Origin of the sequence: Bradyrhizobium liaoningense, from assembly GCF_018130955.1 — a bacterium.
Lineage (GTDB): Bacteria > Pseudomonadota > Alphaproteobacteria > Rhizobiales > Xanthobacteraceae > Bradyrhizobium > Bradyrhizobium liaoningense_C.
The window spans coordinates 285,308-298,502 of record NZ_JAFCJM010000001.1 but is presented as its reverse complement, the minus strand read 5'-3'; the positions used below and the strand labels follow the sequence as shown (position 1 = coordinate 298,502).

The following is a 13,195-nucleotide window of genomic DNA, read 5'->3' as shown; positions in this document are numbered from 1 at the left end:
TCCTTGCTGAATGAATGTCGTTCGATCAGGCGCCAAAGCCGCCGTCGACGTTGAGGACGGTGCCGGTGACGAAGGAGGCTTCCGGGCTCGCCAGGAAAACCACGCCGGCCGCCACTTCCTCCGGCCTGCCGAAGCGCTGCAGCGCGTGCTGCTTGCGTTGGGCTTCCGCGAAGTCGCGGTCGTCGTCCGGGTTCATGTCGGTGTTGATCGAACCGGGCTGCACGACGTTGACGGTGATACCGCGCGGGCCGAGGTCGCGCGCTGCGCCCTTGGTGTAGCCGACGACCGCAGCCTTGGTCGCGACGTAGTCGGCCAGACCCGGAAACGAGGCGCGGTCCGCGAGCATCGAGCCCACCGTCACGATGCGGCCGCCGTCGCCCATCAATTGCGACGCGGTGCGGATCGCCGCGATCACGCCGTGGACGTTGACGGCATCCTGGCGGGCCAGCGTCGCAGCGTCGGCCTTGGGATCGTCGGTCGCGCCGCCGGCAGCGACACCGGCGTTGTTGATGAGGATGTCGAGGTGACCGAATTCCTTCGCGACGGTCTTCACCAACTGCTCGACGTCCGCGGCCGAGGCCTGGTCCGCCTTGAAGGCGCGCGCCCTGACGCCCTTCGCGGTCAATTCGGCAACCACCGCCTCGGCCTTGTCGGGCGAGGCGACATAGCTGATGGCAACGTCGGCGCCTTCATCGGCGAGCGCGCGGGCGGACGCAGCACCAATGCCGCGCGACCCGCCGGTGACGAGGGCAACCTTGCCTGAGAGCTTCTTGGTCATTGGATTTCTCCATTCCCTGAATGTCTGATGGTGCTTGGATAAGCTCTCGTCTGTGGTATAGAAATAGAAACTGTTGAAACACATTGTTTCCATAAACAACCCTAGGGATCGCACCCATGGCCAAACTCCCGGATTTCGAGGCGCTCGCGATTTTCGCAAAAGTCGTGGAATTGCGGTCGTTTGCGGCCGCCGCCGGCGAACTCGGAATGTCCAAGGCGACGGTCTCCAAGGCGGTGACTCGGCTGGAGGAACGGCTCGGCGCGCGTCTGTTCAACCGCACCTCGCGCCGGCTTGCGCTCACCGATGCCGGGCACAAGCTCGCCGACCGGGCGACGCGCCTGCTCGCCGACGGCGAGGCGGCGGAAAACGAGGCGCTGGCGCAGTCGGTCGCGCCGCGCGGCCTCGTGCGTCTCGCGGTGCCGATGACGTTCGGGGTGAAGGCGGTGGCGCCGCTCTTGCCGGAATTCTTCCAGGCCTATCCGGAAGTGTCGGTCGACCTGCATCTGAGCGATGCGACCGTCGATCTGATCGGCGATGGCTTTGATGCGGCGCTGCGCATCGCGCGGCTGCCGGACTCTTCGCTGATCGCGCGGCGGCTCTTCACCATGCCGCGCTACACGGTGGCGGCCCCGTCCTATCTGAAGCGCCAGGGCCGGCCGACGCATCCGATGCATCTGGCCGAGCACAAATGCTTCAGCTACGCCTATCTCTCCACGCCGAACGTCTGGCACTACACCAATGCTGCGGGCGAGCAGGCGAGCGTGCGTCCGGCGGGGCAGCTTCGCGTCAACAATGGCGAAGCCGTCATGCCCGCGGTCGTCGCCGGACTCGGCATCGCCGATCTTCCCGAGTTCATCGTCGGCGAAGCCATCGCGTCTGGCGAGGTCGAGGTGATCCTGAAAGACTGGAAGCAGGCGGAAGGCGCCGTGCATCTGGTGATGCCGCCCGGCGGCCCGCGTCCCGCACGCGTCGAGGTGCTCGCCGATTTCCTCGCGGCGAAGTTGCCGCTGACCTGCAAGCGGCGCCCGAAGACAGGTGCGCGCAAGTCGTAACGTTACGACATCTTCGTCCCGCCGCCTGCGATGACACGCAAACGCGGCCTCAACGTCGCCTCCAGCTCCGCCTTCAACGCGTGCACGCGCGGATCGGAGGAGTGCGATGCGCAGACCGAATATTGATGGACGGAGCGCGCCAGCGCCTGCTGCGCGTCCGGCGTGTTGGTGATCTCCGGCTTCGAAAGCCGCAGCACGATCGCGGCGAGATTGACCAGTATCTCGTCGAGCGCGCCATCGATGGTGCCAAGCTCGTTCATCCCGCGATCTCCCGGGACGTCAACTGGCCCACATCAGGTTCCGTTCCGCTGCGCATGCGGGCAGGGATAACGGCTGGTAAACGCGCGGCTCGCAGCGTGCGAAGCGGCACGGAGATACCTTTGTTCGCCGGCATCGCTGCGTTAGGCTGTCGTCCGCAACAAGAAGACTCGAGGGAGGGGCTATCCGATGAATCGACGCGATCTCCTGCGCGCGGCGGCGCTGCTGCCGTTGGCTCAAGCCGCGCTCCCGCGAACCAGCCTGGCGCAAGGCGGCTATCCCTCGCGAAACATCACCATGATCGTGCCGTTTCCGGCGGGCGGCCAGGCCGATCTCGCGGCGCGCCCGGTCGCGCTCGCGCTGGAGCGCATTCTCGGCAAGCCCGTGATCGTCGACAATCGCGCCGGCGGTGGCGGCGGCTCCGTCGGCAATGCGGCGGCGGCCCGCGCCGAGCCGGACGGGCACACGCTGCTGATGACGCTGTCATCGCTCGCGGTTCTTCCCGAAGCCGATCGCCTGTTCGACCGCCCGGTCGCCTATGAGGTCTCGCAGTTCGCGCCGATCGCGCGCGTGCTCGCCGATCCCACGCTGCTTGCGGTGCCGGCGTCGGCGCCGTGGAAGACGGTCAAGGATTTCGTCGACGACGCCAAGAAGCGTCCGGGACAGATCACCTACGGCTCGTCCGGTCCCTACGGCACGCTGCATGTGGCGATGGAGATGTTCGCGAGCAGCGCCGACATCAAACTGCTGCACGTGCCGTTCCGCGGCGCCGGTCCGGCGCTGACCGCGATCCTCAGCGGCACGGTGCAGGCGATCGCGGCGGCGCCCGGCACACTGAAGCCGCAGGTTGATGACGGCAAGCTGCGCGTGCTCGGCAATTGCGGTGCGCGGCGTATCGCGAGCTTCCCCGACGTGCCGACGCTCCAGGAGCTCGGCTACAAGGACGTCGAAATGTATATCTGGGCCGGCGTGTTCGGGCAGAGCGCGCTGCCCGCGCCGATCGTCAACCGGTTGCGCGAGGCTATGGCGCAGGTGATGAAGAGCCCCGATGTCATCAAGACATTCGAGGCGTCGGGCAGTCTCGTCGCCTATCAGGATGCGCCGGAGTTTGCGCAATTCGTCAAAGAGGACAGCGCGCGGCTGATCGCGGCGGTGAAGAAGATCGGCAAGGTGGAATAGTTCCGCTCCGGCTCTCACATTTTGTTGTTGGTCCAGAACCTTCCCGCGCCTCATTGATTGAGGAGCGTTTGAGAGAAAATGAGAAGGATCGGGACATGCGAACAGGGCCGATTGCTCTCGGAGTGGCGCTTGCGATCGGCGGCACGGTCGCCACGAGGGCCGTCTCCGCGCAAGAATACCGCGGCACCATGGAACAACAGATGGCCTGCACGCCGGATGTCTGGCGCCTGTGCAGCGACCAGATTCCCGACGTGAATCGCATCGTCGCCTGCCTGCGGCAGAACACGCCGCAGCTTTCGAGCGGATGCCGCGCGGTGTTCGAAACCAGCAACCAGGCCCAGCCGCCGCTACCCCCGCCGCGCGGCCGGACCGCGCCGCCGCGATACAACAACTTGCCGCCTCCTGCGGCGCCCCCGCCGCGGCCTTATTACGATGACGACGATTAGTTCTATTGTGTCACGAGATCCTCATGGTGAGGAGCGCGAAGCGCGTCTCGAACCATGAAGGCCCGGTTCTCGCCCGCTGCCATCCTTCGGGGTGCCCTCAGGATGAGGGGGAGAATGCTTGTGACCCAGTAAGGCTAGGCGTTGGCGCGAAGATTCGGTCGCAACGGCTGAGCCGTCTCACTCCCGACTGGTTCGGCGCTCCCCTTTGCCGTCGGACTCATGTCTATGCCCGAGCGCTGTCCGCAGAATGACACCGAAGAGTATTGCTGCGACCGGCCAGTGGAACCAGATCTTGTGCATGCCGGTAAAAACATTGATCAGAATCAGGAAGGCTGAGATCGTGAGGGCCCCTTTAACCGGGCGGGGTAGGCTCTTTAGCCAATCCGAGACGACGCGCATCCATGTGGATGGCTCGTGCGTGTGGCCAATCCGCCGAGCGCCAGCTTCCGAAGTCGCAACCGCTTCCCCCTTGAGAGTGGGGCTTTCGTCGACCGGGAAGCTCCGTTGCCCGGTAGCTCGGCCGCCCATGGTCACGCGATAGCTGGTCATGGGAGCGACGTTCTTCATGGGGCGCTGGCCGAGACAGTCGAAGCCAACAGGTAACTTGTTGCGCACCTGATCGTAGACGGAACCGGAGATCACGACGCCACCCGGTTCGGCGAGTTCTTGCAGCCGCGCCGCGATATTGACTCCGTCGCCGAAGATGTCGGACCCGTCCACCATCACATCTCCAAGATTGATGCCGATGCGAAACCGCATCGGCTGCGCGTGCGGTGGGTCCGAATCCTGGTTGGAAATTTCCTGCTGAATTTCGACCGCACATTGCACGGCCTCGACGACGCTCGCGAACTCGGCGATCACGGCATCGCCCCAGGTATTCACGATCCGCCCGTCATGGCGCTCCACCAATCCAGCAATGGCAGTGCGGTAGCGGCGGAGCGTTCCCAACGTTCCCGCCTCGTCTGCTTCCATGAGGCGAGAATAACCCTGCACATCAGCGCACAGGACCGTGGTCAGCCGTCGTTTCACCTTGTCGTCGGTCATCGTCCATATGGTAGCCTCCCCAACGCATAGGCAGCAAGCATCGCATTCGGCACCGTGGCGGTTTAAGGACCGGCCCTGGCCCGAAACCGTCATAACCGTGCAACGAATTGCAATCAGCCAAGTTGATTGCGGTTGGAAATCGCGGTTTGGAGGAATGTGATGTCCATGAGCAAAATTCCTGCAGCGCTTTTCGTGATTGGCGCGATATTGCTCGGCGCACCGGCAATGGCTGCTCCGGTCACTCCTTTGTCCGGAGTCGCCAAGCCAACGGTGCAGGAGAGCGACCTGGTCCAAGCGCGTTTCGGCTGGTGGCACCGCGGCTGGGGCCATTGGCATAGTGCGCGCTATCGCTGCCGCCCCTACTGCGGCTGGGGCGGCTAGAGCATGATCCGGAAAAGTGCGTAGCGGTCTTCCGAAAAGATCATGCTCAAACAAAGAGCTAAATCGCGATGGAGATTCAATCTAAAGCCATCGCGCTTTAGGTCGCGAGGTCGCCTGGATTTCGGACCTATCCTGGCCCGCTAAGGTCTGTGCTCGCAGACATCGACCCATTCGGCGCCGACCAGTTCGGCCAGACGGTCAGGCGCGATGCGCACGGCGCTGTGGGTTGAGCCGGCAGCGGGCACCACCACGTCAAAAGCTTGCAGCGACACGTCGCAATAGATCGGCAGCGGCGCCTTCAGTCCGAACGGGCAGACGCCGCCGACCTCGTGCCCGGTGATCTCGGCGACCTCCTCGAGCCCGAGCATTTTTGGCTTGCCGCCGAACTGCGCCTTCACCTTCTTGTTGTCCATCCGCGACGTGCCGGCGGCGACGATCAGGATCACGCGGTCGCCGATCCGTAACGACAATGTCTTGGCAATGCGGCCGGGCTCGACGCCATAGGCCTCGGCAGCGAGCGGCACCGTGGCCGAACTGATCGGCGATTCAATCACTGATATGTCGGGGGCTTTCTCGGCGAAGAAGGCGCGAACGGATTCCAGACTCATGAGCGGGCGACAATTCCTGGCAGCTCGGCGAGTGAGCGAACACGGTGATCCGGCGCGAACCCGAGCTCGTCCATCTGGGTCCGGATCGCCTTGAACATGGTCAGCGGTGCCACGACTTCGTTCTCGACGCAAGCCAGCGCCATGGCCTCGGGCGTCACCCGCTCGATCCAGGCGACCTTCAGTCCGAACGCTTTCGCGCCCGCCACGTCCCACGGGTTGGAGGAGACGAACAGCACCTCGTCCGGGCTTGTGCCGAGCTTCTCGCCGATCAGCGCGTAGGCTTGCGGGCTCGGCTTGAAGATCCTGTTCGCATCGACGCTGATCGTGGCGTCGAGCAGCCGATCGAGCCCGGAGTTGCGGACGAGCGCGTCCAGCATGTCCGGGCTGCCGTTTGAGAGGATGGCAAGCTTGCGCGGCTTCAGCGCCGCAAGCGCGCTCGCCGCGTCCGGATAGAGGTCAAGGTGAAGATATTTCTCGATCACGCGCTCGAACGCAACAGCGTCATGGACGAGGCCGAGCACGCGCAGCGTATAGGCGAGCGAGTCGCGGGTAACAGTCGCAAAATCCTGGTAGCGCTGCATCAGCGAGCGCAACCAGGTGTATTCGAGCTGCTTGATGCGCCAGATTTGCGTGATGATCTCGCCGTAGCCCGGAAACGCATCCTCGGTGATGTCAGCCACCGACTGGATGTCGTAGAGCGTTCCGTAGGCGTCGAAGACGACGGCTTTGATCGTCACGCAGACCCTCAATCAGATTCTTGGGCTAGATCCCGAGCAGCTTTCTCGCGTTCGCCTTCAACACCTTCGGCCTGATCTCCTCGCGGATATCGATCTTGGCGAAATCAGCGAGCCAGCGGTCCGGCGTGATCACCGGCCAGTCCGAGCCGAACAGCATCTTATCCTGCAGGATCGAGTTGATATAGCGCACCAGGATCGGCGGGAAATACTTTGGCGACCAGCCGGACAGGTCGATATAGACGTTCGGCTTGTGGGTCGCGACCGACAGCGCCTCTTCCTGCCAGGGGAAGGAGGGATGCGCGAGGATGATCTTGAGGTCGGGGAAGTCGGCCGCGACGTCGTCCATGTACATCGGGTTGGAGTATTTCAGCCGCATGCCCATGCCGCCGGGCATGCCCGAGCCGACGCCGGTCTGGCCGGTGTGGAATAGCGCGATCGCGCCGCCATTGTTGATCTCTTCATAGAGCGGGTAGGCCAGACGGTCGTTGGCGTAGAAACCCTGCATCGTCGGGTGGAATTTGAAGCCGCGGACGCCGTATTCCTCGATCAGCTTGCGCGCCTCGCGCGCGCCCAGCTTGCCCTTGTGCGGGTCGATGGAGACGAAGGGAATGAGGACGTCGAGATGGTCGGAGGCGACCTCCAGCATCTCGTAATTGTTGTAGCGGCGGAAACCGGTCTCGCGTTCGGCATCGACCGGGAAGATCACGGCCGCGATGTTCTTGGCGCGATAATAGGCCGCGGTCTCCGGCACGGTCGGCGGATGCTTGTTGGGCGACTTGAAATACTCCGCCATCTGCGCCTGGAAGTCGTCATAGCCGTCGTCGGGATGGCAGCCGCAGGGTTCCTCGGCATGGGTGTGGATGTCGATCGCGACGACTTTCTCGATGTCAGGCAGTTTGAGTTTCGGCATCTGGATCCTCCCGGCAAACGCGTTTTCCGCAAATTGATTATATCATATAACGAATTTGGCAAGCCGCCATTGTTGCATTGGTCGGCGGCCATCCCCGCGCTGGCGCCTTTTCCGTTCCGATTGAATCGGAACGGGATGTGAAGGAGGAGCGCACATGATCCTCACGTTCGACAGTCTCAACGCCGGCGATCTCATTGAGGGCCCGCAATTCGCCGTCAGCCGCGAGTCCATCCGCCTGTTCTGCGATGCCTCGCTCGACTACAACCCGCTGCATCTCGACGACGACTACATGAAGGGCAGTTTTGGCAAGACCCAGTTCGGTGGCGTGATCATGCACGGCATGAACAATTTTGGCCTGATCTCGCGCATGATCACCGACTGGGCCTATCCGGCTGGCGCGATCCACCGCCGGCTCGAGACCCGCTGGCTGAAGCCGCTCCGGCCCGGCGACACCATCTGGCCGTCGGGACTCATCAAGGCGAAGCAGGCGACCGCAAAGATCGACGTCGTCGTGCGCAACTGGAACGAGGAGCGGGTCGCGACCGGGGAGGCCTTGGTCGAGTTCCCGGTGGATTAATGGGGCCGATTCAGGCCAAATCCGGAAGTCAGCTTGGGTTAATCGGCTCGAAACAGGTCGTTTGCATTGACACCGGCGCCCCCCATGGCTTAAGAACCGCCCCGTCCCGGGCGGTCGTCCGCCGGCGGGAAAGATCTCATTTTGCCACATTCGCGCGTGCCGAAACGGTAGTGCCGAACACGGCCTTTCGAACGTTCAGGATTCTGCCATGAAGGTCCGTAACTCGCTGAAATCGCTGCGCGGTCGCCACCGTGCCAACCGCCTGGTCCGCCGCAAGGGCCGGGTCTATGTGATCAACAAGGTGCAGCGCCGCTTCAAGGCTCGCCAGGGCTAAGCCCCGGCTGAGGCCTCGCGCCCGCCCGCAAGACCACGGTCTCACACGACTTTGACGCCGTCCTTGCTATGCAAGGGCGGCTTGTCGCGTTTAGACTTTCACCATGACAGTGAGATTCTTCGCACGCTCCCTCCGTCTGGCGGTTGTTCTGGCTGCGATCGTCGCCGTCGCCCCGGTGTTTGCCCAAAACCTTGGGCAGGACGGTCCCAAGGGGCCGCCGGTCAAGCAGAAGAAGCTGCCGGAGGCGCCAGCCAAGCTGCCGAAGGTCGATCGCAGCAAAAATCTCGATTTCCTGTTCGGAGCGCTGAAGGCGGCGCCGGACGACGCCAGTGCCAAGCATGTCGAGGCGCGGATCTGGGCGATCTGGCTGCAGACCCCGAGCGACACCGCGGCACTCCTGATGACGCGGGCGAAGGCAGCGGTCGATGCGCAGAAGATCGACGTTGCGATCAAGCTGCTCGACGCCGTGCTCAAGCTGCGACCCGACTATATCGAGGCCTGGAACCGGCGCGCGACGCTCTACTACATGCAGAACGATTACGGCCGGTCGCTGGCTGACATCCAGCAGGTGCTGATCCGCGAGCCCCGCCATTTCGGCGCGCTCGCCGGGCTCGGCATGATCATGCAGGAGCTCGGCGACGAGAAGCGCGCGCTGGATGCCTATCGCAAGGCGCTCGCCGTCAATCCGCACCTCGACAAGATCCCCGATCAGGTCAAGTCGCTGACCGAGAAGGTCGAGGGGCGCGATATCTAACCCTCAATTCGCAGCGTTCTTGAGCGATTGCGGCGTTCGGGCATTAACCACGCGCCGATCCGTCGCGTTGTCGGGGGATATCATTCCAGCCTGCGCGGACCTACCTGCATGACATGAACGGCAGGAGCGAAGCCATGAAATGCTGGATAGCCGCAGGCGCCTTGCTGCTCGCGACCGCAACGGCGGGCCTGGCGGATGGCATGTTCTGGGTGGTCGGCGATCGCGCCACGGGCAAATGCGAGATCGTGACCAGCAATCCGGTCATCATCGGCGACATCTGGTTCGGCGACGGCCCATATCGATCCCGAGCCGATGCGAAGCTTGCCCGCTCGACGATCCGTGCCTGTCCGCCGGCGAATCCCGACGAAGAGAAGGACGGCGAGAGCGCAACCGACTAGGTGATGCTCAAAGCAGAGGCTAAGGCGCCTTGCGCTCTAATGCAGCGCGCTGTTGCCGCGCTCGACCAGGCTGTGGTCGGCGGCCGCGGCGTAGAGCTTAGCGAGCTCGGTCTCGAGATGTTCGTTGATCAGCAGCAGCGCCCGCACGGCACCGCGAAGATCGCCATTGCAGCTCGCGACGATCTCGTCGATCGCAGCGTCGTTTGATCTGACACTCATCAAGGTATCTCCGGTTCAAACCAGACCATCTGCCGGTCGTTCCCGCGTTCCCTCGGGACTCGCGTGGAGGATCGGCGCCCATTTGCCCTAGATGGCCGAACCGACCGTGGCGATTATATGGACGAGGCGATGACGGTCGCATGAAGCCGATGCCGTCGACCTGAAATCCGCGGAATTGGCGCTGATTTTATTATGATTTTTGCTGTTCCAGATGCCCCCGCTATCCACAGGCCGTACTTTCCCTGGAACCGGCGGCGGGCGAAACTGTCATCGGTTAGAACCGTAGCTGTCGTGTGCCCAAGTTTTCCCGGACCATCTCCATGATCGTGATCTCAGTCGTGACGGCGCTGGCTGTGCTGGCGCTGATCACGCAAGCCGGCGTCTTTGCCGTCGAGCACGCCTATCCGCCACCGGGTGAGATGGTCGAGGTGGCCGGCGCAACGCTGCACGTCGTCGACCTCGGCCCGCGCGATTCCGGCCCGCCGATCGTGATGCTGCACGGCGCGAGCTCCAATCTCGAGGCGATGCGGCGCCCGCTCGGCGATCTCCTGGCGAAGGACCATCGCGTGGTCCTGATCGATCGTCCTGGCCATGGCTGGAGCACGCGGGCGCGGCGCGCGGATTCCACGCCCGACGTGCAGGCGCGCATGATCGACGAAGCGCTTGCCAAGCTCGGCATCGCCCGCGCCGTCTTTGTGGTGCACTCCTGGAGCGGCGCGCTCGGCGCCCGGATTGCGCTCGATCATCCGGCCCGTGTCGCGGGCCTCGTGATGCTCGCGCCGGTGACCCATCCCTGGCGCGGCGGCGTCGGCCGCTACAACAAGATCATCGCAACGCCGGTGATCGGTCCGTTGCTCGCCTACACGGTCACGCTCCCGCTCGGCTATTTCCTGCTCGATCCCGGCGCGCAAAGCGTTTTCCTGCCGCAACTGATGCCGGATGGATTTGTGAAGGACTCGGCGACGCCGCTGCTGCTGCGCCCGCGCGAGTTCATCGCCAACGCCTATGATCTGGTGACGCTGAAGGAGGCCGTCGCCGCGCAAGTTGCGCGCTACGGCGAGATCAAGGTTCCGACGGTGATCATCGCCGGCGAGCCCGACAAGACCGTGTCGACCAATATCCACGCCCGGCCGTTTGCCGCGACAGTCGCCAATGCGAAGCTGATCGTGCTGCCCGAGCTCGGCCACATGGTGCAGAACGCGGTGCCGGATCTCGTCAAGACCGAGATCGAGGCGATGATCGCGGGGATCGTTCCGGTGACGGCGGCCGCCGATTAGCGGCCGCCTCGGCGCGAGGCCTTACTGCTTGACCTTGCCGTCCTTGTCGAACTGGGCAATGAAGGTCCAGAGATTGTTGATCTCTGTCTCGTTCTTGATACCGGCGAACGCCATCTTGGTGCCGGGGATCTTGGCCTTCGGGTCCTTGATGTATTCCTTGAACGTCGCCTCGTCCCAGGTGATTCCGGAATTCTTGTTCGCGTCCGAATAATTGTAGTCCGGCGCAGTTCCGGATTTGCGGCCGTTGAGGCCGTTGAGCTCGGGGCCGACCTTGTTCTTGGCGCCTTCGCCGATGGCGTGGCAGGCCAAGCACTTGTTGAACGACGTCTTGCCGGCTGCGGCGTCCTGCGCCATCGCATTGGATGCTGCGGCGGTCATGGCGAGGGCAACCAGTGCGCCCAAAGTCAGTTTTGTCATAGGATGCTCTTCGTCTCTTCCCGGGGTCAGATTGAGGGTCGTGGTTTTGGCAGGTCCGCGACAGGTGGACAAGCCGTGAAACCTTGGCAGGTTTCACGATGCCAGACTTGCCCCAGAGAGAACTTGCGCTGCAACAAAGCAATGGGACCTTCGGATGACCATCCCAAAGTCTTGCCTAAATCCTTGCCCAAAGCCTTGCGGACATGATTGATTTGTCGTCACAAATTGCGCCGGCGAGGAGAGTTTCCGATTATGGCCATCATGATGCCTGCGAGCGACACCGCGGTCCTGGCGCGCCGCAGTGAGATCGTTGCCGCTCTTCGCGCGATCGTGCCGGGCGAGGGCGTGATCGACAGTCCGGCGGAGATGCGGGTCTATGAATCCGACGGGCTCACGGCCTATCGGCAGCCGCCCATGGTCGTCGTGCTCCCCGATACCACCGAGCAGGTGTCGCTGGTCCTGAAATATTGTGCCGCCGAGGGCATCAAGGTGGTGCCGCGCGGATCCGGCACGTCGCTGTCGGGCGGCGCGCTGCCGCTCGAGGACGGCGTGCTGCTCGGGCTCGGCAAGTTCAAGCGCATCCGCGAGATCGATTTCGACAACCGCGTTGTCGTCACCGAGCCAGGCGTCACCAATCTCGCGATCAGCCAGGCGGTCGCGCATGCCGGCTTCTACTATGCGCCCGATCCGTCCTCGCAGATCGCATGTTCGATCGGCGGCAATGTCGCGGAGAATTCCGGCGGCGTGCATTGCCTGAAATACGGCATGACCACCAACAACGTGCTGGGCTGCGAGATCGTGCTGATGAGCGGCGAGATTTTGCGGATCGGCGGCAAGGGGTGCGAGAACGCCGGCTACGATCTGATGGGCGTGATCACCGGCTCGGAGGGCCTGCTCGGTGTCATCACCGAGATCACGGTGCGGATCCTGCAAAAGCCCGAGACGGCGCGCGCGCTGATGGTGGGCTTCGCCGAAGTCGAGGCGGCCGGCGAATGCGTCGCGCGGATCATCGGCGCCGGCATCATTCCGGGCGGCATGGAGATGATGGACAAGCCCGCGATCCACGCGGCGGAGGCTTTCGTCCATGCCGGCTATCCGCTCGATGTCGAGGCGCTCCTCATCATCGAGCTCGACGGTCCCGGCGTCGAGGTCGACGAGCTGATCACGCGCGTGGAGGCGATCGCGCAAGCCTGCGGCTCGACCACCTGCCAGATCTCGACCTCGGAGGCCGAGCGCAATCTGTTCTGGGCCGGCCGCAAGGCGGCCTTCCCGGCGGTGGGTCGCATCTCGCCGGACTATCTCTGCATGGACGGCACCATCCCGCGCGGCGCATTGCCGAAGGCGCTGGCGCGCATCCGCGAGCTCTCGGAAAAATACCAGCTCGGCGTCGCCAATGTGTTCCATGCCGGCGACGGCAATCTGCACCCGCTGATCCTCTACGATGCCAACAAGCCCGGCGAGATCGAGCGCGCCGAGGCCTTTGGCGCCGACATCCTGCGCGCCTGCGTCGAGTTCGGCGGTGTGCTTACCGGCGAGCACGGCGTCGGCATCGAGAAGCGCGACCTGATGCCGGAGATGTTTTCGGAAGTAGACCTGAACCAGCAGCAGCGGCTGAAATGCGCCTTCGACGCGCAGGGCCTGCTAAATCCGGGAAAGGTGTTTCCGACGCTGCACCGCTGCGCCGAGCTCGGCCGCATGCACGTCCATGCCGGCAAGCTGGCGTTTCCGGATATTCCGCGGTTCTGAGGCGCGAGCGGCCCGATGCGCGCTTCGCCGCGATGCGCGAAATTTGCTTTCTGGTGTGAACTTCGTTACCGGCTCGTGTC

18 protein-coding genes are annotated in these 13,195 nt (G+C 63.8%); 9 read left to right on the top strand and 9 right to left on the bottom strand.

Translation table 11 applies throughout. The annotated features are described in order from the left end of the window. Positions 1-25: 25 nt before the first annotated feature. Positions 26-778 (bottom strand): SDR family NAD(P)-dependent oxidoreductase, encoded by a 753-nt coding sequence (locus JQ632_RS01430; protein ID WP_212400471.1) that lies wholly within the window; start codon positions 776-778, stop codon positions 26-28. Between the two features lie 116 nt (positions 779-894). On the opposite strand from JQ632_RS01430, the gene JQ632_RS01425 reads away from it, so the two are divergent. Continuing rightward, a complete protein-coding gene (locus JQ632_RS01425) occupies positions 895-1,830 on the top strand; it encodes a LysR family transcriptional regulator (RefSeq protein WP_212400470.1) in 936 nt (311 codons plus the stop codon). Positions 1,831-1,832: 2 nt separating this feature from the next. Here the strand turns inward: JQ632_RS01425 and JQ632_RS01420 are convergent, their stop codons facing one another. Next, positions 1,833-2,090 carry a hypothetical protein gene (locus JQ632_RS01420; protein WP_212400469.1) on the bottom strand — a complete coding sequence of 86 codons (258 nt, stop codon included), beginning with the start codon at positions 2,088-2,090 and terminating at the stop codon, positions 1,833-1,835. 187 nt (positions 2,091-2,277) lie between these two features. Here JQ632_RS01420 and JQ632_RS01415 point away from each other — a divergent pair, with 187 nt between their 5' ends. Together JQ632_RS01415 and JQ632_RS01410 are read left to right on the top strand one after the other, a co-directional pair. Then, on the top strand, positions 2,278-3,267 hold the full coding sequence (locus JQ632_RS01415; protein WP_212400468.1) for a tripartite tricarboxylate transporter substrate binding protein: 990 nt from the start codon (positions 2,278-2,280) through the stop codon (positions 3,265-3,267). A 95-nt stretch (positions 3,268-3,362) separates the two neighbouring features. Further along, positions 3,363-3,713, top strand: coding sequence for a hypothetical protein (locus tag JQ632_RS01410; RefSeq protein ID WP_212400467.1), 351 nt, complete (start codon positions 3,363-3,365; stop codon positions 3,711-3,713). A 177-nt stretch (positions 3,714-3,890) separates the two neighbouring features. Here the strand turns inward: JQ632_RS01410 and JQ632_RS01405 are convergent, their stop codons facing one another. The 5 genes from JQ632_RS01405 to JQ632_RS01390 all read right to left on the bottom strand — a co-directional run bounded on the left by JQ632_RS01405 (position 3,891) and on the right by JQ632_RS01390 (position 7,393). Then, positions 3,891-4,757, bottom strand: a complete 867-nt coding sequence (locus JQ632_RS01405) for an adenylate/guanylate cyclase domain-containing protein (RefSeq protein ID WP_212400466.1) — start codon at positions 4,755-4,757, stop codon at positions 3,891-3,893. Positions 4,758-4,870: 113 nt separating this feature from the next. After that, entirely contained in the window at positions 4,871-4,999 is a 129-nt protein-coding gene (locus JQ632_RS39995) for a hypothetical protein (protein ID WP_283817628.1), read from the bottom strand. A gap of 279 nt (positions 5,000-5,278) precedes the next feature. Further along, entirely contained in the window at positions 5,279-5,746 is a 468-nt protein-coding gene (locus JQ632_RS01400) for a YbaK/EbsC family protein (protein WP_212400465.1), read from the bottom strand. After that, positions 5,743-6,483, bottom strand: a complete 741-nt coding sequence (locus JQ632_RS01395) for a haloacid dehalogenase type II (RefSeq protein WP_212400464.1) — start codon at positions 6,481-6,483, stop codon at positions 5,743-5,745. The genes JQ632_RS01400 and JQ632_RS01395 overlap by 4 nt, the downstream gene beginning before the upstream one ends. Positions 6,484-6,508: 25 nt before the next feature. Continuing rightward, on the bottom strand, positions 6,509-7,393 hold the full coding sequence (locus JQ632_RS01390) for an amidohydrolase family protein (protein ID WP_212400463.1): 885 nt from the start codon (positions 7,391-7,393) through the stop codon (positions 6,509-6,511). A 154-nt stretch (positions 7,394-7,547) separates the two neighbouring features. On the opposite strand from JQ632_RS01390, the gene JQ632_RS01385 reads away from it, so the two are divergent. From JQ632_RS01385 to JQ632_RS01370, 4 genes are all read left to right on the top strand, one after another. Then, positions 7,548-7,970, top strand: a complete 423-nt coding sequence (locus JQ632_RS01385; RefSeq protein ID WP_212400462.1) for a MaoC family dehydratase — start codon at positions 7,548-7,550, stop codon at positions 7,968-7,970. Positions 7,971-8,178: 208 nt separating this feature from the next. Continuing rightward, positions 8,179-8,304 carry a type B 50S ribosomal protein L36 gene (gene ykgO, locus JQ632_RS01380; RefSeq protein ID WP_006611362.1) on the top strand — a complete coding sequence of 42 codons (126 nt, stop codon included), beginning with the start codon at positions 8,179-8,181 and terminating at the stop codon, positions 8,302-8,304. A 103-nt stretch (positions 8,305-8,407) separates the two neighbouring features. Next, positions 8,408-9,058 carry a tetratricopeptide repeat protein gene (locus JQ632_RS01375; protein WP_212400461.1) on the top strand — a complete coding sequence of 217 codons (651 nt, stop codon included), beginning with the start codon at positions 8,408-8,410 and terminating at the stop codon, positions 9,056-9,058. A 134-nt stretch (positions 9,059-9,192) separates the two neighbouring features. Further along, positions 9,193-9,456 carry a hypothetical protein gene (locus JQ632_RS01370; RefSeq protein WP_212400460.1) on the top strand — a complete coding sequence of 88 codons (264 nt, stop codon included), beginning with the start codon at positions 9,193-9,195 and terminating at the stop codon, positions 9,454-9,456. A gap of 36 nt (positions 9,457-9,492) precedes the next feature. On the opposite strand, the gene JQ632_RS01365 is transcribed toward JQ632_RS01370, so the two are convergent. Next, positions 9,493-9,675: a hypothetical protein gene (locus JQ632_RS01365; protein WP_212400459.1), complete on the bottom strand. Its 183-nt coding sequence runs from the start codon at positions 9,673-9,675 to the stop codon at positions 9,493-9,495. A gap of 320 nt (positions 9,676-9,995) precedes the next feature. Here JQ632_RS01365 and JQ632_RS01360 point away from each other — a divergent pair, with 320 nt between their 5' ends. After that, the gene (locus tag JQ632_RS01360; RefSeq protein ID WP_212400458.1) at positions 9,996-10,952 is read left to right on the top strand and encodes an alpha/beta fold hydrolase; all 957 of its coding nucleotides are present in this window, start codon (positions 9,996-9,998) and stop codon (positions 10,950-10,952) included. Between the two features lie 21 nt (positions 10,953-10,973). On the opposite strand, the gene cycA is transcribed toward JQ632_RS01360, so the two are convergent. After that, the gene (cycA, locus tag JQ632_RS01355) at positions 10,974-11,369 is read right to left on the bottom strand and encodes a cytochrome c-550 CycA (protein WP_212400457.1); all 396 of its coding nucleotides are present in this window, start codon (positions 11,367-11,369) and stop codon (positions 10,974-10,976) included. A gap of 252 nt (positions 11,370-11,621) precedes the next feature. Here cycA and JQ632_RS01350 point away from each other — a divergent pair, with 252 nt between their 5' ends. Further along, positions 11,622-13,115 (top strand): FAD-linked oxidase C-terminal domain-containing protein, encoded by a 1,494-nt coding sequence (locus JQ632_RS01350; RefSeq protein WP_212400456.1) that lies wholly within the window; start codon positions 11,622-11,624, stop codon positions 13,113-13,115. The last annotated feature ends 80 nt before the right edge of the window (positions 13,116-13,195 follow it).

What these genes read in the sequence shown, in the direction of transcription:
- JQ632_RS01365 (WP_212400459.1), bottom strand. Translation starts at nt 9,675, where the DNA reads ATGAGTGTCAGATCAAACGACGCTGCGATCGACGAGATCGTCGCGAGC.
- JQ632_RS01410 (WP_212400467.1), top strand. Translation starts at nt 3,363, where the DNA reads ATGCGAACAGGGCCGATTGCTCTCGGAGTGGCGCTTGCGATCGGCGGC.
- JQ632_RS01370 (WP_212400460.1), top strand. Translation starts at nt 9,193, where the DNA reads ATGAAATGCTGGATAGCCGCAGGCGCCTTGCTGCTCGCGACCGCAACG.
- cycA (WP_212400457.1), bottom strand. Translation starts at nt 11,369, where the DNA reads ATGACAAAACTGACTTTGGGCGCACTGGTTGCCCTCGCCATGACCGCC.
- JQ632_RS01350 (WP_212400456.1), top strand. Translation starts at nt 11,622, where the DNA reads ATGGCCATCATGATGCCTGCGAGCGACACCGCGGTCCTGGCGCGCCGC.
- JQ632_RS01360 (WP_212400458.1), top strand. Translation starts at nt 9,996, where the DNA reads ATGATCGTGATCTCAGTCGTGACGGCGCTGGCTGTGCTGGCGCTGATC.
- JQ632_RS01430 (WP_212400471.1), bottom strand. Translation starts at nt 778, where the DNA reads ATGACCAAGAAGCTCTCAGGCAAGGTTGCCCTCGTCACCGGCGGGTCG.
- JQ632_RS01400 (WP_212400465.1), bottom strand. Translation starts at nt 5,746, where the DNA reads ATGAGTCTGGAATCCGTTCGCGCCTTCTTCGCCGAGAAAGCCCCCGAC.
- JQ632_RS01385 (WP_212400462.1), top strand. Translation starts at nt 7,548, where the DNA reads ATGATCCTCACGTTCGACAGTCTCAACGCCGGCGATCTCATTGAGGGC.
- JQ632_RS01420 (WP_212400469.1), bottom strand. Translation starts at nt 2,090, where the DNA reads ATGAACGAGCTTGGCACCATCGATGGCGCGCTCGACGAGATACTGGTC.
- JQ632_RS01415 (WP_212400468.1), top strand. Translation starts at nt 2,278, where the DNA reads ATGAATCGACGCGATCTCCTGCGCGCGGCGGCGCTGCTGCCGTTGGCT.
- JQ632_RS01390 (WP_212400463.1), bottom strand. Translation starts at nt 7,393, where the DNA reads ATGCCGAAACTCAAACTGCCTGACATCGAGAAAGTCGTCGCGATCGAC.
- JQ632_RS01405 (WP_212400466.1), bottom strand. Translation starts at nt 4,757, where the DNA reads ATGACCGACGACAAGGTGAAACGACGGCTGACCACGGTCCTGTGCGCT.
- JQ632_RS01375 (WP_212400461.1), top strand. Translation starts at nt 8,408, where the DNA reads ATGACAGTGAGATTCTTCGCACGCTCCCTCCGTCTGGCGGTTGTTCTG.
- JQ632_RS01425 (WP_212400470.1), top strand. Translation starts at nt 895, where the DNA reads ATGGCCAAACTCCCGGATTTCGAGGCGCTCGCGATTTTCGCAAAAGTC.
- ykgO (WP_006611362.1), top strand. Translation starts at nt 8,179, where the DNA reads ATGAAGGTCCGTAACTCGCTGAAATCGCTGCGCGGTCGCCACCGTGCC.